At 70.7% G+C, this 16,949-nt stretch carries 15 protein-coding genes; 7 read left to right on the top strand and 8 right to left on the bottom strand.

The window, feature by feature from the left end:
• The first annotated feature begins 4 nt into the window (after positions 1-4).
• Positions 5-2,134, top strand: a complete 2,130-nt coding sequence (locus GXP76_RS18095) for an SPFH domain-containing protein (RefSeq protein ID WP_242572577.1) — start codon at positions 5-7, stop codon at positions 2,132-2,134.
• A 153-nt stretch (positions 2,135-2,287) separates the two neighbouring features.
• Positions 2,288-2,881: a lytic polysaccharide monooxygenase gene (locus GXP76_RS18090; protein WP_242572576.1), complete on the top strand. Its 594-nt coding sequence runs from the start codon at positions 2,288-2,290 to the stop codon at positions 2,879-2,881.
• A gap of 160 nt (positions 2,882-3,041) precedes the next feature.
• Here GXP76_RS18090 and GXP76_RS18085 read toward each other — a convergent pair whose 3' ends face one another.
• From GXP76_RS18085 to ehuB, 5 genes are all read right to left on the bottom strand, one after another.
• Positions 3,042-3,800, bottom strand: a complete 759-nt coding sequence (locus GXP76_RS18085; protein ID WP_242572575.1) for an IclR family transcriptional regulator — start codon at positions 3,798-3,800, stop codon at positions 3,042-3,044.
• A 256-nt stretch (positions 3,801-4,056) separates the two neighbouring features.
• Positions 4,057-4,881 (bottom strand): ectoine/hydroxyectoine ABC transporter ATP-binding protein EhuA, encoded by an 825-nt coding sequence (gene ehuA, locus GXP76_RS18080; RefSeq protein WP_242572574.1) that lies wholly within the window; start codon positions 4,879-4,881, stop codon positions 4,057-4,059.
• Positions 4,871-5,521 (bottom strand): ectoine/hydroxyectoine ABC transporter permease subunit EhuD, encoded by a 651-nt coding sequence (gene ehuD, locus GXP76_RS18075; protein WP_242572573.1) that lies wholly within the window; start codon positions 5,519-5,521, stop codon positions 4,871-4,873. Before ehuD ends, ehuA begins: the two co-directional genes overlap by 11 nt.
• Positions 5,521-6,261 (bottom strand): ectoine/hydroxyectoine ABC transporter permease subunit EhuC, encoded by a 741-nt coding sequence (gene ehuC / locus GXP76_RS18070; protein WP_242572572.1) that lies wholly within the window; start codon positions 6,259-6,261, stop codon positions 5,521-5,523. The genes ehuD and ehuC overlap by 1 nt, the downstream gene beginning before the upstream one ends.
• Positions 6,258-7,178, bottom strand: a complete 921-nt coding sequence (ehuB, locus tag GXP76_RS18065) for an ectoine/hydroxyectoine ABC transporter substrate-binding protein EhuB (protein ID WP_242572571.1) — start codon at positions 7,176-7,178, stop codon at positions 6,258-6,260. The genes ehuC and ehuB overlap by 4 nt, the downstream gene beginning before the upstream one ends.
• A 182-nt stretch (positions 7,179-7,360) precedes the next feature.
• Here ehuB and GXP76_RS18060 point away from each other — a divergent pair, with 182 nt between their 5' ends.
• Positions 7,361-7,861 (top strand): DUF3830 family protein, encoded by a 501-nt coding sequence (locus tag GXP76_RS18060; RefSeq protein ID WP_242572570.1) that lies wholly within the window; start codon positions 7,361-7,363, stop codon positions 7,859-7,861.
• Positions 7,862-7,972: 111 nt separating this feature from the next.
• On the opposite strand, the gene GXP76_RS18055 is transcribed toward GXP76_RS18060, so the two are convergent.
• Together GXP76_RS18055 and GXP76_RS18050 are read right to left on the bottom strand one after the other, a co-directional pair.
• Positions 7,973-9,382 (bottom strand): amidase, encoded by a 1,410-nt coding sequence (locus GXP76_RS18055; protein ID WP_242572569.1) that lies wholly within the window; start codon positions 9,380-9,382, stop codon positions 7,973-7,975.
• Positions 9,375-10,325, bottom strand: coding sequence for a D-2-hydroxyacid dehydrogenase (locus GXP76_RS18050; RefSeq protein WP_242572568.1), 951 nt, complete (start codon positions 10,323-10,325; stop codon positions 9,375-9,377). The genes GXP76_RS18055 and GXP76_RS18050 overlap by 8 nt, the downstream gene beginning before the upstream one ends.
• 130 nt (positions 10,326-10,455) lie before the next feature.
• Here GXP76_RS18050 and GXP76_RS18045 point away from each other — a divergent pair, with 130 nt between their 5' ends.
• The 3 genes from GXP76_RS18045 to GXP76_RS18035 all read left to right on the top strand — a co-directional run bounded on the left by GXP76_RS18045 (position 10,456) and on the right by GXP76_RS18035 (position 13,295).
• Positions 10,456-11,418, top strand: a complete 963-nt coding sequence (locus GXP76_RS18045) for a decarboxylase (protein WP_242572567.1) — start codon at positions 10,456-10,458, stop codon at positions 11,416-11,418.
• A complete protein-coding gene (locus tag GXP76_RS18040; RefSeq protein WP_242572566.1) occupies positions 11,415-12,134 on the top strand; it encodes a decarboxylase in 720 nt (239 codons plus the stop codon). Before GXP76_RS18045 ends, GXP76_RS18040 begins: the two co-directional genes overlap by 4 nt.
• A 99-nt stretch (positions 12,135-12,233) precedes the next feature.
• Positions 12,234-13,295 carry an LLM class flavin-dependent oxidoreductase gene (locus GXP76_RS18035; protein WP_242572565.1) on the top strand — a complete coding sequence of 354 codons (1,062 nt, stop codon included), beginning with the start codon at positions 12,234-12,236 and terminating at the stop codon, positions 13,293-13,295.
• 243 nt (positions 13,296-13,538) lie between these two features.
• Here the strand turns inward: GXP76_RS18035 and GXP76_RS18030 are convergent, their stop codons facing one another.
• Positions 13,539-15,425: an EAL domain-containing protein gene (locus GXP76_RS18030; protein WP_242572564.1), complete on the bottom strand. Its 1,887-nt coding sequence runs from the start codon at positions 15,423-15,425 to the stop codon at positions 13,539-13,541.
• A 297-nt stretch (positions 15,426-15,722) separates the two neighbouring features.
• Here GXP76_RS18030 and GXP76_RS18025 point away from each other — a divergent pair.
• A partial coding sequence (locus tag GXP76_RS18025) for a M6 family metalloprotease domain-containing protein (protein WP_242572587.1) occupies positions 15,723-16,949 on the top strand: 1,227 nt, incomplete at its 3' end.

Below are 16,949 nucleotides of genomic sequence, written 5' to 3'. Positions count from 1 at the left end.
AAGGATGACCACACAGACATCGCAACCGAACGGTGACGGGCAGGTGCTGCGGGGAGCGCAGGCGCTCCGGGCGGCGGCACGCAACGCGCTGACGGCGCGAAGGCCGGTCGAGCCGGTCGAGCCGGTGGAACCGCGCGAGGCGCGGGAGCCGACGGAGCCGATGGCGCAGACGGATCGGACCGAACCGACGGATCGGACGGAGCACGTGGAGCCGGCGCGGCCGGTCGCGGACGCCGGGACCGAAGCGCGGCCGGAGCCCCCGGCGGCCGCGACGACCGGCTGGAACGAGACCGGCTGGCACCAGAACGTACGCCTCCTGACGGGGCCGCAGCCCGAGCCCGGGCCACCGCGCGAGGGGGAGCCGCCGGGAGGCGCGGACATGTTCGCGAAGCGACCCGGGGAGCCGGAGCCCGGCCTCGGAGCCGGGCAGGAGGCTTGTTACGGCGGGACGGTGACCGACGAGGAGCCCCGGCACGGGCCGGAGTACGTGTCGGTGGAACTGCCGGCGGAGGCGGGTGCCGCGCTGTTCACGCCCACCGCCGGTGCGGAGTCCGGCCCGGAGCGCGAGCGGGAGCTGGAGTCCGCGTCGGTGGAGGCGGGCGCCTCGGTGTACACCGCCGGCGCGGAGCCGGAGTCCGGGGCCGGGGCCGTCGCCCCGGCGCCCACCGGGTTCGCCGGGTCCGAGCCGGTCGTGGAGCCCGAGGCCGCCGATGTGCCGCACTCGCGGGGCGAGTCCTGGGCGATGCCCGCGAGGAGCGGCCCGGAGGATGCGGCGGAGCCTGCCGCCGGTGGGTCCCCCGACATCGCGGTGCCCGCGACCGGTGCCGCACCGGCCGCACCGGCCGCACCGGCCGAGAACGAGGCGGTGACCGCCCCCGCCCCGCCGGCGCCGGACGCGGACTCGTCCGAACCGGCGGACGCGGCCGGGCCGGGCGCGTCGAGCGTGTCCAGCGGGATCCCCGCCCCCGTGTGGGACGTCACCGTGCGGTCCGGTTCCGGTTCCGTCGTACCCGCGCGCGCCGTCCTCACCTTCGACAGCCACCGGTGGAGCCCGCGCATCGTCGGCGAGGCCACCCACGAGATCCCCGTCCATCTCCTCTTCCGCGACGAGGGGGCGGCCGACCCGGCCACCGCCCGCCCGGGGATCCGGCGCGGGCCCGCCGTCCCCACCCCGGTCGTAGCGCCGGCGCTGGCCCCCAGTTCGGTCTCACGGCCCGCGACACCCGTGGACGCCAAGCTCGTCGAGCGGCCCGGTCCCACGCTGCCCGGCTGGGCGGCGGTGTTCGTCGGCGTCGCCGGACTGTTCGGCTGCCTGACGGTGCTGTGGTCGGTCGGTGCCGTGCCCGAGGCGCTGACGGAGATGTTCGGGCTGGAGTCGAACCACTACCACGGCATCGGGATCGGGATGTGGGCGCTGCTCGCCCTCGCCGTGGCCCTCACGCTCTTCGCCTTCGGCGGGCTCGGCCGCGGCCGGGTCGGTCACGCCTGGGTGCTGACGCTGTTCGGTGAGTACCGGGGGAGCGTGCGCCGTACGGGACTCGTGTGGGTGAGCCCGCTCCTGCTGCGGCGGCGGGTGGACGTACGGCTGCGGCACTGGCGCAGTGAGCCGATGCCCGCGGTCGACGCGAACGGTACGGCGCTGCGGGTCGTCGTCCTGGTCGTCTGGCGGGTCAGGGACACGGTCCGGGCGGCGCTCGGGGTGCGCGACCACGAGGAGTACCTGCGCGAGCAGGTCGAGGCGGCGATGGCGCGCGTGCTCTCCCAACTGCCCGCCGACGCCTTCCACGAGGCCGCGCCGACGCTGCGCAACGCCGAGGCGGTCGGCGAGGCGCTGACCCGGATGCTGTCGGACGAGTGCCGCCCCGTCGGGCTCGACGTCTTCTCGGCGCAGCCGACCCGGATCGAGTACGCGCCGGAGATCTCGGCGGCGATGCAGCGCAGCCGGATCGCGGCGATCGACGCCAGGCACCGCGACACCGTGCTGACGTCGGTGGTCGACGCGGTGGACGACACCGTGCACCGGCTGACGTCGCGGGGGCTCGTGGAGCTGGACGACTACGAGCGCAAGGCCCTGGTGAAGGACCTGACCGTCGCGTTCTACACCGGCCGGCACGGTCTGAACGAGGGGAGCTGATCGCTGTCCAAGCATTCGTGATTGGTCTGGACCTTTCTTGGTCGTTGTTATGGACACGATCAACGTCGGTCAATACTGTGTGACTTGGTCTAGACCTGATTGCGCAGTCAGGAGTCACCGCACGAACTCCCCACGGTCCCCTGGAGCGAGAGCATGCGAAAGAAGAGAATCAGCGCCGCCGTACTCGGTCTGGCGGTGGCGGGCGTGTCCCTGCTCGCCACCGGCAGTGCGAGCAGTCACGGCTACACCGACTCACCGATCAGCCGTCAGAAGCTGTGTCAGAACGGCACCGTCACCGGATGCGGGAACATCCAGTGGGAGCCGCAGAGCGTCGAAGGGCCCAAGGGCTTCCCGGCCGCCGGTCCCGCCGACGGAAAGATCTGCGCGGGCGGCAACGGCCAGTTCGCGCAGCTCGACGACCCGCGTGGCGGCAACTGGCCCGCCACCAACGTGACGGCCGGCCAGGGCTACAGCTTCCGCTGGCAGTTCACCGCCCGGCACTCCACGTCCGACTTCCGCTACTACATCACCAAGAACGGATGGGACCCGACCAAGCCGCTCACCCGCGCGGCCCTCGACCCGCAGCCGTTCATGACCGTGCCGTACGGCAACCAGCAGCCGCCGGCCACGCTCGTCCACCAGGGCACCATGCCGACCCAGAAGACGGGGAAGCACATCGTCCTGGCGGTCTGGAACGTCGCGGACACCACCAACGCGTTCTACGCCTGCTCGGACGTCACGTTCTGATCCGTCCGATCCCGTTCCATCAGCATGTGACCGGCGAGGGTCTCATTCATCGCTGACCGGGCCGGGCCGTCGTACGCGGGGTGTGTGCCGCAACCCGCCTGCCGCGGCCCGGTCCTGGGCTTTCCCGGCCCGGACGCGCGGGACCGGTCGGTCCGCCGGGTCAGATGGCCAGCGAGACCGCCATCGGCGCCGCGCCCCGGTTGAGCGTGTCCGCCGCCGAACGCAGCCGGTGCGCGTGCTCGATCGGCATCGACAGGGCCAGACAGCCCACCGCCGAACCCGCCGTCAGGGGCACTGCCGCGCAGACCGTGCCCACCGCGTACTCCTGGAGATCCAGGATCGGGACCGTGGGCGGCTGGCTGTCCAGCTTGGAGAACAGCACCCGCTCGCTGGTGATGGTCCGTGAGGTGAGCCGCGCGATCTTGTGCCGGGAGAGATGGTCCCGGCGGCTGTTCTGGTCGAGCTGGGTGAGCAGGCACTTGCCGACGGCGCTCGCGTGCGCCGCCGAGCGGAAGTCCACCCACTCGTTCACCGCGGGCGCGTCCGGCCCGTCGGCGTACTGCGTGATCCTGACCTCGCCGTCGATGTAACGGCTGATGTAGACCGCCGCCCCGACGGAGTCGCGCAGCTCGGTGAGCGTGTCCTGGAGCTTGGCCTCCAACGCGTCCTCCCGGGTGGTGCCGGTGCCGAGCAGGACCAGCGAGTCCCCTATGGCGTACGCGCCGTCCGCGACCTGCTCTACGTAGCCCTCGCGGCTCAGCATCGCCAGCATCGGGGCGAGATGGCCGGTCGGCAGGCCCGTCTCACGGGCGATCTGGACGTCGGTGACACCGCCGGTGTGCCGGGAAACCGTTTCGAGGACGCGCAGGACGTATTGCACCGAGTGGAACGGCGCGGTCGGCTCTGGCTTCAGCGCCACGGTTTCCCCCTACCAGGTTGTGACCGCAAGCTTCCCTACCACGATAGCCGCCAAGGGCCTTTTCCGGGGCGGCTGTTGAGCAGAATGACGCCCGTCACAGTGGCCTCCATCTGGGCGTATCGATCCGGCATATGCCAGAGTCATTGACTCTTCGTGGGGATCGGCAGCGGAAACGGGGGAACCCGGTCCGCTCTGTCGGACCGGGTTCCCCCGAATTCAGCGAGGCGGGCGCCCCTTCGATGCGCCGGGCGTACGCCTACAGCACGGCGCTCAGGAACTCCCGGGTGCGCTCGTGCTCCGGGTCGCTGAAGATCTTCTCCGGCGGTCCGGACTCGATGACCCGGCCTTCGTCGAACATCAGTACGTCGTCGGATATGTCGCGCGCGAAGTTCATCTCGTGCGTCACGCACAGCATCGTGATGTCCGTCGTGTGGGCGATGTCCCTCAGCACGTCGAGGACTCCCGCGACCAGCTCCGGGTCGAGCGCGGAGGTGACCTCGTCCAGGAGCAGGACCTGCGGCCGCATCGCGAGCGCCCGCGCGATGGCCACCCGCTGCTGCTGACCGCCCGAGAGCTGGCTCGGGTACGCGTCGCAGCGGTCCCCGAGACCCACCAGGTCCAGCAGGCCGCGCGCCCGCTCGTCGGCCTCGTCCTTGGACAGACCGAGCACATGCACCGGGGCCTCGGTGACGTTCCGCAGCACCTTCATGTTCGGGAAGAGGTTGAACTGCTGGAACACCATGCCTATGTTCTTGCGCACCTCACGGACATGGTTCTCGCCGGCGGGGACGAGCTTGCCGTCCTTCTCCTGGTGAGTGAGGTACTCACCAGCCACCTTGATGGTGCCCTCCTCCGGCTTGATCAGCGTCATCAGGAGTCTGAGGATCGTCGTCTTGCCCGATCCCGAGGCACCGATGAGCGTCACGTGTTTGCCGGAGTTGACCGTGAAGTCCAGCGAGTCCAGGACCGTGTTGGACCCGAAGCGCTTGGTGACCTTGTCGAAGCGGATCAGCTCGCTGCCGTCGGCGGCGGGATTGGCCGTTTCCTTGGAGGTGTTGAGGGGAGTGCTGTCAGCGGACAAGGCGACGCTCCAATGCTCGCATGAGAAGGGATGCCGGATAGGAGATGACGATGAAGGCCACACCCACGACGGTGAAGACCTCGACGGTCAGGAACGTCTCGGAGGCGAACTGCCGTGCCTGGCCGAGCATTTCCATCACTCCGATGACGAAGATCATCGGGGTGTCCTTCAGCATCGCGATGACGTAGTTGCCCAGCGCGGGCACGACACGGCGGATCGCCTGCGGGAGGATCACCGCGCCCCAGGTGCGGGACCTCGGCAGGCTGAGCGCCTTCGCCGCCTCCCACTGGCCGGCCGGGACGCCGTCGATGCCGGCCCGGTAGACCTCGGCGGTGTACGTCGAGTAGTGCAGGCCCAGGCCGATGACACCGGTCACCATGGCGCTGAGCGTGACACCCCACTCGGGGAGCACGTAGTAGAGGAAGAACAGCTGCACGAGCAGCGGGGTGTTGCGGACGAACTCGGTGAGGACGTTCACCGGCCACCGCACCACCGCCAGGCCGGAGCGCTGGGCCATCGCCCAGACGAGACCGAGGGCGAAGGCGAGCAGCGCGCCCAGGACCAGTGCCTGGAGCGTGACGATCAGGCCGTCCCAGAACATCGGCATGAAGTCGCCGACCGCGGACCAGTTCCACTCCATCAGCTCTCACCTCCCGCGCTCGCCGAAACGGCGTTCCGACGGGAGACGCCGAGCTTGCGCGCGACGCCCCGCGTCTTCTCGGGGCGCTGGCCGATTCCGGCCTTCGCCTGACGTTCGAGGACGCGCATACCGCGCGTGAGCACGAAGGCGAGCACGAAGTACATCAGCAGGATGACCGTGTACACGGGCGCGCTCTCGCCCGTCGCGTTACGCACCAGCGACGCACCGAAGGCGATGTCGGCAACGCCCATGATGGAGACCAGTGCCGTGCCCTTGAGCAGTTCGATCAGCAGGTTGTTGAACGGCGGGATCATCTCCGGCCACGCCTGCGGCAGGATGATCTTCCGCAGCTGCTGGGCGGGTGTGAAGCTCAGCGCGATCCCCGCCTCGCGCTGGGCCGGAGCCACGGCCTGCACCGCGCCGCGGACGACCTCGGAGCCGTACGCCCCGTACGTGAGCCCCAGCGCCAGCGTCGCCGCCCATATCGGGACGAGCTGCCAGCCGAAGCCCAGGGGGAGCACGAAGAAGATCCAGAACATCAGGATGAGCGCGGACGTGCCGCGGAAGATCTCGAAGTAGGCCCCGGATATGAACCGCACGATCCACAGCCGGTGGGCGCGGGCGAGCCCGACGACCAGCGCGACCACGGCGGCCAGCGCGGAGCTGAAGATCGTCAGCTGGACGGTGATCCAGACGCCTTCGAGGAGGAGTTTCCACAGGCCCCAGGTGATCTCACTCATGGCGCGCACTTCTCCTTCGCCGTGATGGTCGTCATCTGGTCCTTCGTGAAGCCGAAGGGCCGCATGATCTCCAGCAGCTCACCGCTCTTCTTGAGCTTGTGCAGCTCGCGGTTGAAGGAGTCGCGCAGGTTCGTCTCCGGCGAGCGGAAGGCGAAGCCGCCGACGTCGATGACGGGCTTGCCGTCGACGATCGGTGTGACCTCCTTGGTCGCCTCGGCCTTCGTGCTGTCGGTCTCCTCGATCACGTTGAACACCGTGACGGCGGTGCCGGCGAAGACATCGACGCGGCCCTGTTCGACGGCGAGCAGCCCGGCCAGCTGGTCGGGCAGGGTCGTGATGCTCTTGACCCCGGCCTCCTCCGCGTAGCCGATCTCCGCGTAACCGACGCCCGTCGCCATCTTGGCGCCGGCCTCGGCTATGTCCTTGTACGAGTGGAGATTCTTCGGGTTCCCCTTCGGCACGATGAACGCGTCGAGCATCTGGTATTCGGGGTCGGCGAAGATGACCTGTTCGCAGCGCTCCGGGTTGATGTACATCCCGGCGGCGACCACGTCGAATTGGAGCGAGTTCAGTCCGGTGATCAGTGAACCGAACTCGGTGGCGAAGGGCTGGACGTTGTCCACGCCCAACTCCTTGAAGATGCGCGAGGCGATGGCCGGGGCGGAGCCCGTCATCTCACCGTCCTTGCCGATGTAGCTGTACGGCTGTTCGCCGGCCAGCCCGAGGCGCACCGTTCCCTTGGCGCGGAGCTGATCGAGGAGGGTCCCCCCGTCCCCGTTGTCGGCGGTGGCCACGCGGCTGCATCCGCTGGTGGCCCCGACAGCGCCCGCGACACCGAGTGCCGCGGCACCCGCGAGCAGCGAGCGGCGCCGGAGCCCTCTTCCCGTGCTTGTGTTGTTCCCCTTGAGTGGAGCCATAGGCGCGCGGCTACCCGAAACGACCGGGGGTATGCGGATTATTTTCGGACCGATATGCCTATCGTTGTAGACGCGTCACATACGAGAGACGGGGCCCTTCGGCTCCGCATTCGTGCGGCGGGTGCGGGTATTCATGGCCGGACACAGGCTCTACGAAACCGACCGGAAGGGCGCGAAGACTTATGAGCGACCGCTTCATCGAAGTGTCCCTGGACAAGCGCGGCGTCCGCTGCACCGCCAAGCTCCTCGATGACCTGGCCCCGATCACCTGCGCAGCCGTGTGGGACGCGCTGCCGCTGGGCGGTGACGTGTACCACGCGAAGTATGCGCGCAACGAGATCTACGCGCTGATGCCCGGGTTCGCCGAGCAGGAGCCGCCGCTGGAGAACCCGACGGTCACCCCCATCCCGGGCGACCTGTGCTACTTCACCTTCTCGGACACGGTGCTCGGCACCACGTCGTACGGGTACGAGGAGCAGGCCGCGCACCGGGGGCGCCGTACCGTTGTCGACCTCGCGCTGTTCTACGAGCGCAACAACCTGCTGATCAACGGTGACACGGGGTGGATCCCCGGGATCGTCTGGGGCTCGGTGGTGGAGGGCCTCGACGAGATGGCGGAGGCCTGCCAGGACCTGTGGCGCGCGGGCGCGACGGGGGAGACGCTGAACTTCAGGCGCGTCTGAGGTTCCGTCCTCAATCGCCGGACGGGCTTCAAATACGCCCTTGCCCGGCCGGACGGGCCGCATTTTCAGCCCGTCCGGCGATTGAGGACACCGACGTACCGCGGGCAGGGGCTACGCGCCGGTCGGGGCCGGGAGGGACGTCGCGCCCGATTCGTACAGGGCGTGGGCCGCCCGCATCACCAGCGCGTCCGCGTGGCGCGCGCCGATCAGCTGGAGGCCGATCGGCAGCCCGTCCTCGTCCACCCCGCACGGCACCGTCGCCGCGGGCTGCTGCGTCAGATTGAAGGGGTACGTGAACGGGGTCCAGCCGGTCCAGCGGCGGTACCCCGAGCCCTTCGGCACCTCCACGCCCGCCTCGAACGCCGCGATCGGCAGCGTCGGCGTCACCAGCAGGTCGTACGTCTCGTGGAACCGGCCGAGCCGCCGGCCCAGCTCCATCCGCGCGTCCACGGCCGCCAGATAGTCCAGCGCGCTCGCCCGCTCCCCCTCCGCCACGACCTCCCGGAGCCCCGGGTCGAGCAGCTCGCGCTGCTCCTCGCCGAGCGGCTGGGTCACCCGCGCCGCTCCCGAGAACCACAGCGTGTGGAACGCCTCCACCGGGTCCGAGATGTCCGGGTCGGTCTCCTCGATGTACGCGCCCAGCTCCGCGAGCCGCCCCACCCCGCGCCGTACGGCCGCCGCCACGGACGGGCGTACCGCGACCTGGCCGCCGAACGACGGCGAGTACGCGATCCGCAGCCCCGCGACCCCCTCCGACAGGGTGGCGGTGACACCCGGTGCCGGGGCGAGCTGCGACCAGTCGCGCCAGTCGGCGCCGCTGATGACGTCGAGGAGCAGCGCGGCGTCGGCGGCGTCGCGCGCCATAGGACCGGCGTGCGCCAGCGTGCCGAAGGGGCTGGACGGGAAGAGCGGGATCCGCCCGTACGTGGGTTTGAGCCCGAAGATGCCACAGAACGACGCGGGGATCCGGACCGAGCCGCCGCCGTCGGTGCCGATCGACAGCGGACCGGCGCCGAGCGCGACCGCCGCGGCGCTGCCTCCGCTGGACCCGCCGGCCGTCCGGGACAGGTCGTAGGGGTTGCGCGTGATCCCGTTCAGCGGTGAGTCCGTCACGCCCTTCCAGCCGAACTCCGGCGTCGTCGTCTTGCCGATGAGGACCGCACCGTGCTCGCGCAGCCGCGCCACCGCCGGCGCGTCGTCCGGCCACGGGCCCGCCGGACTGACCGTCCGCGAACCGCGCAGGGTCGGCCCCCCGCGCTGGAGGAAGATGTCCTTCACGGAGACCGGGACACCGTCCAGCCGTCCCTGCGGTTCCTTTCTGTGCCACCGGCCGGCGGCGGCCTCCGCGGCGGCGAGCGCCTCGTCGGCGTCGACCCGGACGAAGGCGTTGACGAGCGGTTCGACCGCCTCGATCCGTTCCAGCGCGGCACGCACCGCGTCGACCGGTGAGAAGTCGCCCTTCTCGTAGCCGGCCAGCAGCTGTCGTGCGGTGAGATCGGTGAGGAACATGGACTCAGTCATGCATGGGGACGTACCCACGTTTCTTGTCCACCACGTTAGGCAGTGGCTCTCCGGACGCCCAGATGTCGTAAAGCCCGACGAACTGCTCCCCCAGTCGGTCGCGCCAGCCGACGGTGTCACCGCTCATGTGGGGCGACACGATCAGGCCGGGCACGTCCCACAGCCGGCTCTCGGGATCGAGCGGCTCGGCCTCGAAGACGTCGAGCGCGGCGCCCGCGATCCCGCGCTTGGCCACGGCGTCCGCCAGCGCCTTCTCGTCGACGAGCTGGCCGCGCCCCACATTGATGAAGTGCGCCGAGGGCTGCATCAGACCGAAGAGACGGGAGTCGAACATGCCGCGCGTGCTCTCCGTGAGCGGCGCCGCGCAGATCACCCAGTCGGAGCGGGTGAGCAGCCGGTCCAGCTCGTCGGCGCCGTGGATTCCCGGGCGCGCGGTGCGGCCGGTGATCGCCACCTTCACGCCGAGCGCCTTCAGGGTCCCGGCGATCGCCCGGCCGATCGGGCCCGCGCCCACGACGGTCGCGCGGCTCTCGGCCACCCGTAGTCCCTCGCGATGGCGCCATCGCCGCTGACGCTGCAGTTCGAGAGTTCCCGGCAGATCCTTGGCCATGGCAAGTACAAGACTTGCCACGTATTCGGCAATGGGTTCCTCGAAGATGCCGCGGGCGTTCGTGACGACTGTTTCGGAGTTGATCAGTTCGGGGCAGAGCAGCCGGTCCACACCGGCGCTCGCCGTGTGCACCCAGCCGGGCCTCGGGCCGTCCCCCGGCCAGGCCAGCCGGATCGCGTCGGATGTGAAGTCCCACGCCAACAGGACGTCAGCCAGGGGGAGTTGGGCGGCCAGCGAAGACTCGTCGGCGTACCGGACGTGCGCCCGACCGGTCAGCCGGCCGAGGCGCGGCGGCGGGTCGGCACCCAGGACGAGAAGGGTCGGTTCGGTCATCGGGAGTACCCTTCCGATCGGGTCGGGGATTTCCTCCAGGAAAATTCGGTGCAACGTATTTCCTGAGCTCATTGACCACGCTCGCATTCACCTCCTACCGTCGTCAACAACAGCCAAAGGGGGCCGTGCGATGGATGTCTCCTTTCTGGGTGGACCACAGCCGCAGCGTGGTGTCGGCGTGGTCGCCCCATTCGACTTTGCTCTTGATCGTGAACTCTGGCGTTGGATGCCCGACGAGATCTCGCTGCGCCTGACGAGGACCCCTTACGTCCCCGTCGAGGTGTCGCTGGACCTTGCCAGGCTCGTGAGTGAGCACGAGACCCTCGGAGAGGCGGTGATGGCCCTTGGCGCGTCCGAGCCGGAGGTGATCGCGTACGCCTGCACCTCGGGCAGCTTCGTCGGCGGTGTCGTCGGGGAGCGGGCGATGTGCGAGGCGATGAACAGGGCGGGCGAGGTGCCCTCGCTCACCACGTCGGGTGCGCTGCTGGAGGCGCTCGAAGAGCTGGGCGCGAAACGGATCGCACTGGTCACCCCCTATACGGAGTCGGTCACCGAGTCGCTGGAGGAGTACCTGGCGGAGGCCGGGGTAACCGTCACGGGTCGCGCCTTCCTGGGGCTGACCCGGCACATCTGGAAGGTGCCGTACCGGTCGGTCGTGGACATGGCGCGGCAGGCCGTCGTCGGCGCGGCCGACGCGCTGTTCATCAGCTGTACGAACCTGCCGACGTACGACGCGATCCCGCAGTTGGAGGCCGAGCTGAGGATGCCGGTGCTGTCGGCGAACCAGGTCACGATGTGGGCGGCCCTGCGCCGGATCGGCGCGCACGCGGTCGGCCCGTACCAGGGCCTGCTGCTCAACCCGCCCCCGGCGCGCCACGTGCCTACGCTGGAAGGGATGGGAGAGATCCCTGAGATGCCCGAGGTCCACCACATCCCGGAGATTTCCGGGATCGGTGACATCCCCGGCATCGCGGAGATGGAGCGGATGGAACCGGTCCAGCATCTGCAGGACGCCCAGCCGGCCCAGCCCGGCGAGTGGGCGCAGCCTTCCCAGCCGGACGCTCCGACCGAGGAACAGGAAGGGTGGACATGACGACCGTCGGACTTCTCTACCCCGGCCACTCCGCCGAGGACGACTACCCCCGTCTGGAGATGCTCTTCGACAGCGACATCAGACTGCCCCTCGTCCACACCGACATCGGTGAGGACGCCCACCGGGTCGACGCGCTCCTGGAAATGGGTTCGGCGCGGCGGCTGGCGGACGGTGTCGAGGAGCTGCGGATGGCCGGGGCCGAGTCCGTGGTCTGGGCGTGCACCAGCGGCAGCTTCGTGTACGGCTGGGACGGTGCCCACGAACAGGCACGGCAACTGGCCGTGGAGGCGGGACTGCCCGCCTCCAGCACCTCCTTCGCCTTCGCGCACGCGGTCCAGGCGCTGGGCGCGCGGAAGGTCGCGGTGGCGGCCACCTATCCGGAGGACGTCGCGGGCTACTTCGCCGCCTTCCTGAAGGCGGCGGGCGTCGAGGTGGTCTCCACGCGCGGCAGCGGCATCATCACGGCGGCCGAGGTCGGCACCTGGGGACGGGACGAAGTACTCGCCCTGGCCCGCGAGGGCGACCACCCGGACGCCGAGGTGGTCCTGCTCCCGGACACGGCGCTGCACACCGTGGCGTACCTCCCGGAACTGGAGGCGGACCTCGGCAAACCGGTCCTCACCGCGAACCAGGTGACGGTCTGGGAAGGGCTGCGCCTGGTGGAGCGCCACGCGTGGGCGCCGAAACTGGGAACGCTGTTCGCGAGCCGGGACTGAGCCCCGGCCCAGGTCCGATCCCGGGCCGGGAATAAAACGGAGCCGTCCTCCTGTTGGTCAGGGCTGTACGCATCTCCCGCACCAGAAGGGCCCGCACCGGTGGTTGACGCAATTCGAGGTACGGCGCTGGGCAGCGCGCCCGTGCCGCTGTCCGTGCTGGATCTGGTCACCGTCGGCAGCGGGAGCACCGCCCGGCAGTCACTGCGGACCAGCGTCGAGATCGCCAAGCTCGGCGAGCGCAGGGGCTACCACCGCCACTGGGTCGCCGAGCACCACTCGATGCCCGGTGTCGCCTCCTCGTCGCCCGCCGTGATCCTGGCCCATCTCGCCGCCCACACCGAGCGCATCCGGCTCGGTTCGGGCGGCGTCATGCTGCCCAATCACGCGCCGCTCGTCATCGCCGAGCAGTTCGGCACCCTGGAGGCCCTGGCCCCCGGGCGGGTCGACCTCGGGCTCGGCCGGGCGCCCGGCACCGACGGGGCCACGGCCGCCGCGCTGCGCCGTACCGACCGCCTGAACGAAGGCGCCGACGACTTCCCGCAGCAGCTCGCCGAACTCACCCGCTTCCTGGACGACGACTTCCCGGACGGGCACCCGTACGCGCGGATCCACGCCGTCCCCGGACCCGTCCAGGGCCCCGCCGCCCGGCCGCCGCTCTGGCTCCTCGGCTCCTCGGGGTTCAGCGCCCGGCTGGCCGCCACGCTCGGGCTGCCGTTCGCCTTCGCGCACCACTTCTCGGCGCAGAACACGATCCCCGCGCTGGATCTCTACCGCGAGTCCTTCCGGCCCTCCGCCGTACTCGACGCCCCGTACGCGGTGATCGGCGTCGCCGCACTCGCCGCCGAGGACGAGAAGGAGGCCCGCCGCCAGGTCCTGACCGGCGCGCTGTCGATGCTGCGCCTGCGCACCGGGCGCCCCGGGCTCGTCCCGACGCCCGAAGAGGCGGAGGCGTACGGCTTCAGCCCGCAGGAGCGCGACTTCGTCGACGGCTGGCTGACGAACATCGTGCACGGCACCCCGGACGCCGTCCGCGCCGGCCTCGACGACCTCCAGAAGCGCACGGGCGCCGACGAGCTGATGCTCACCGCCAACGCCCACGGCGGCGACGCGCGCCTGCGCAGCTACGGCCTGATCGCCGACGCCTACGGTCTGCCCGGCTGATCGACGGCCGGTACGTGGCGGCGTCCGGTCCCCGGCCTCCGCGGGGGCGGGCGTACGGTGTCGGCGCCGTCACCACCGCCGCGACCGGGATCGCCGCCCGCAGTCCGTGCGGGCCACCGGAGAGACCTGGCGCGGCGGGCCCCGTCATCGATCGAGCCGGTGCCCGGCGCGAGAATCGCGCGCCGGGCACCACGCCCGGCGCCTGCCGGCGCGCCGTCCGCGTCAGCGGTGACGTCGGCGGGGTCAGACCTTCAGCGGGCTGACCCCGATCATCTCCGCGATCCGCTTCGGCCCCACCGCACGCGAGTACAGCCAGCCCTGCCCGGTGTCGCAGCCGATCCGGCGCAGGCGGGCCGCCTGGCCCGCCGTCTCCACGCACTCCGCCGTCACCGTCAGGCCCAGCCGGTGGGCGAGATGGACCAGGGTCTCGACGATCGTCTCGTCCGCCGGGTTGGGGTGGACGCCCTCGTCGTAACGGAAGCCCCGGACGAAGGAGCCGTCCAGCTTCAGTACGGAGACCGGCAGCCGGCTCAGATACGCGAGGTTCGAGTAGCCGGTCCCGAAGTCGTCGATGGCGATGCGCACACCCATGTCGCTCAGCGCCTGGAGCGCCTGGAGCGGCCGGCCTGCCGAGCCCATCACCGCGGACTCGGTCAGCTCCAGTTGCAGCAGGCGGGGCGCCAGACCGGTCTCGGCGAGGATCGCGGCCACGTCGGCCACCAGGTCGGAGTCCCAGACCTGCCGTACGGCGACGTTGACGCTCACGAACAGCGGCCGGTCCGCCGGATGGTCGCGCTGCCACTGACGGGCCTGGAGACAGGCCGTACGCAGCACCCAGCGGCCGAGCTGCACGATCGATCCGTCCTCCTCGGCGATGCCGATGAAGCGGTTGGGCGCGAGGATGCCGAACTGCGGGTGGTTCCAGCGCACCAGTGCCTCCACGCCCCGTACGACGCCGTCGGCCATCCCCACGAGCGGCTGGTACTGGAGCACGAACTCCTCGCGCTCGACGGCCGGGCGCAGCGTGGACGACAGCGCCTGGCGGGTCATCCGGTGGGCGTTGCGCTCCGGGTCGAAGAGGGTCCAGCGCGCCTTGCCGTCCGCCTTCGCCCAGTAGAGCGTCGTGTCGGCGACCTGCATCAGACCGGTGGGGGTGGTGCCCTCGGCGGCCCGTTCGACGACGCCGATGGACGCCGAGACGGAGAGCCGCTGCCCGGCGAGGTCGAACGGGAGCTGGAGCGCGGCGAGCACCGCGCGGGCGAGATCGGCGAGCTGTTCCGTACCGGCCGAGTCCTCGACCAGGATCGCGAACTCGTCGCCGCCGAGGCGCGCGACGAGGTGGTGGCCGCCGCGGCTGTGACCGTCGTTGTCGGCGCACTCGGTCAGCCGGGCCCCGACGGCGGCGAGCAGCCGGTCGCCGACGCGGTGCCCCAGCGTGTCGTTGACGGCCTTGAAGCCGTCGAGATCCAGGTAGCAGAGGCCGATCCGCCCTGTTCTGCCATGGTCGTACGACGATTCGAGCGCGGTCGAGAGCCGCTCGAAGAACAGCGTGCGGTTGGGCAGCCGGGTCACCGGGTCGTGCATCTGGAGATGGCGGAGCCTGGCCTGGAGCTCGCGCCGTTCGCTGATGTCCGTGAGGGAGAGCAGGACGCTGCCGCCGTCGGGCAGGGGCGTGACGGTGACCTCCGCCCAGAGCGCGCGGCCGTCGGGGTGCTTGAGACGGCGGGTGCAGCGGAAGCGGGAGCGACGGCCGCGCAGCACCTCCTGGTACGCGTGCCAGGTCCGGTCGTCGGAGGCGAGGTCGACGAGGTCGGCGGCGGTTCGGTCGGGCAGCGAGTCGCGCTCGGCGCCGACCAGTTCGGCCAGGGCGTCGTTGACGGTGACGACGGTTCCGCGCCGGTCCACGACGGCCATGGGGAGCCGGGCCGCGTTGAAGGCCGCCCGGTAGTCGCCGCGCTCCTTGTGGTCGTGGTGGTCCGTGCGGTCGTGGTCGTCCGTGCGGTCGTGGTGGTCGTCGCACCGGTCGCGGTCGTCCTGTCCGGCCTGAGCGTGACACTCCGTGACTGACGGCGTGGCGGACTGGGGCGCCGCGACCGCTGCGGGCCGGGGCCTTTCGGAGGTTCCGCTCACGGCTCGCTCCCGCAGTGCAGTGGTGTCGTACAGGGGTGTGATTCGCGATGATCGGCGCAGGAAAGTCTGCCGATCATAGAGGCAGGCCGGTCGGCCGTTCCAGCTCCCCGGTGGTGAACCGGGGCGCGCGACGTCGACGCCGAGTGGCGGACGATCGTTTCTGCTCGTCTGTGGTGCGACCTGTCTTCCCTCTGATCGATTGTGACTTTCCGTGATCTGCCGGGGGTGTCGTTCCGCTCACCCAACTGGGCCAGCGGAACAGGGCGTATCCCTGCAAAAGGAAAGAAAGTGGGGGAGCTGTCCCGCATTCCGCAGCCGGAGGTCCACGTGGAGCGTCGTCTGACACCCGGGGGAGTGGACCGGCCGCGCCTGCGCAGCACGGCCGCGGCCTTCACCTCCCTCGTCGCGGTCGCCGCCACCTCACTGGTGGCCGGCCCCGCCGTCGCCGACCCCGCCGGACCCTGCGCCCTCCCGCGTACCACCGCGCACCACTCGCTCGGCCTCGACACGTGGAACGCCTCCTATCCACGCCCGGCCAGGACCCTCGACGCGGTCATGGTCTTCCTGTCCTTCCCGGACGCGGCCCCGCGGATCGAGCCCGCCGATCTGGTGGCCGACCACTTCCCGGCGACCAGCAGATTCTTCGAGCGGGCGTCGTACGGGAAGTTCGCGCTGCACCCGCATCCACGGCTCCAGTGGATCGACATGCCGCGCGCGTCAACCGACTACGCCATAAAGCGCGACTGGGCGCCGGAGATGCGCACCGCGTATCTGCGGGACGCGCTGGCGGTCGCCGATCCGGTGATCGACTTCTCGCGGTACGACCTCGTCTACCTGGTCGCGGACCCGGACGCCCCCGGCGTGGATTCCGACGCGACGAAAGTGGTCAACTTCGATCACCCGCTGACCGCCGACGGCACGGACATCAAGCGGGTCGTCACCGTGTTCGAGCGGCACCCGCCGGACCGCAACGTGCTCGCCCACGAGACCGGGCACGTCTTCGACCTGCCCGACCTCTACCACCGGCCGACCGACGGCAAGGGCGACTGGGACACCCATGTCGGCGACTGGGACGTGATGGGCAGTCAATTCGGTCTGTCCCCGGACCTGTTCGGCTGGCACAAGTGGAAACTGGGCTGGCTCGGCGGACGGCAGGTGAGCTGTGTGAAGCCCACCGGCAGCAGCATGCTCACCCTCGAACCGCTGGACGCCGCGCCCCCGGCCGGCGCGAGCGCCGGGACCCGGCTCGCGGTGGTCAGGACGGGCGAGCACTCGGCCCTGGCGATCGAGGCGCGCGGCTCGACCGGCAACGACGCCACCACATGCACCGAGGGCGTGCTGATCTACCGGGTGCGGGGGGAGACGGAGTCGGGCGGTGGCCCGATCGAGGTGGTGGACACCCACCCGGACAGCGAGGCCTGCTGGGACCAGTCGGTCTACCCGCCGCTGGCGGACGCGCCGCTGGGCGTCGGCGAGACGTTCACGGTGCCGGGGGAGCGGACGAAGGTGGAGGTGGAGGTGGCC

It is taken from the genome of Streptomyces sp. NP-1717 (assembly GCF_022695985.1).
Lineage (GTDB): Bacteria > Actinomycetota > Actinomycetes > Streptomycetales > Streptomycetaceae > Streptomyces.
This window is presented reverse-complemented; position numbering and strand designations above follow the sequence as displayed.

What these genes read in the sequence shown, in the direction of transcription:
- GXP76_RS18040 (WP_242572566.1), top strand. Translation starts at nt 11,415, where the DNA reads ATGACGACCGTCGGACTTCTCTACCCCGGCCACTCCGCCGAGGACGAC.
- GXP76_RS18050 (WP_242572568.1), bottom strand. Translation starts at nt 10,325, where the DNA reads ATGACCGAACCGACCCTTCTCGTCCTGGGTGCCGACCCGCCGCCGCGC.
- GXP76_RS18055 (WP_242572569.1), bottom strand. Translation starts at nt 9,382, where the DNA reads ATGACTGAGTCCATGTTCCTCACCGATCTCACCGCACGACAGCTGCTG.
- ehuB (WP_242572571.1), bottom strand. Translation starts at nt 7,178, where the DNA reads ATGGCTCCACTCAAGGGGAACAACACAAGCACGGGAAGAGGGCTCCGG.
- GXP76_RS18045 (WP_242572567.1), top strand. Translation starts at nt 10,456, where the DNA reads ATGGATGTCTCCTTTCTGGGTGGACCACAGCCGCAGCGTGGTGTCGGC.
- ehuC (WP_242572572.1), bottom strand. Translation starts at nt 6,261, where the DNA reads ATGAGTGAGATCACCTGGGGCCTGTGGAAACTCCTCCTCGAAGGCGTC.
- GXP76_RS18095 (WP_242572577.1), top strand. Translation starts at nt 5, where the DNA reads ATGACCACACAGACATCGCAACCGAACGGTGACGGGCAGGTGCTGCGG.
- GXP76_RS18090 (WP_242572576.1), top strand. Translation starts at nt 2,288, where the DNA reads ATGCGAAAGAAGAGAATCAGCGCCGCCGTACTCGGTCTGGCGGTGGCG.
- GXP76_RS18060 (WP_242572570.1), top strand. Translation starts at nt 7,361, where the DNA reads ATGAGCGACCGCTTCATCGAAGTGTCCCTGGACAAGCGCGGCGTCCGC.
- ehuD (WP_242572573.1), bottom strand. Translation starts at nt 5,521, where the DNA reads ATGGAGTGGAACTGGTCCGCGGTCGGCGACTTCATGCCGATGTTCTGG.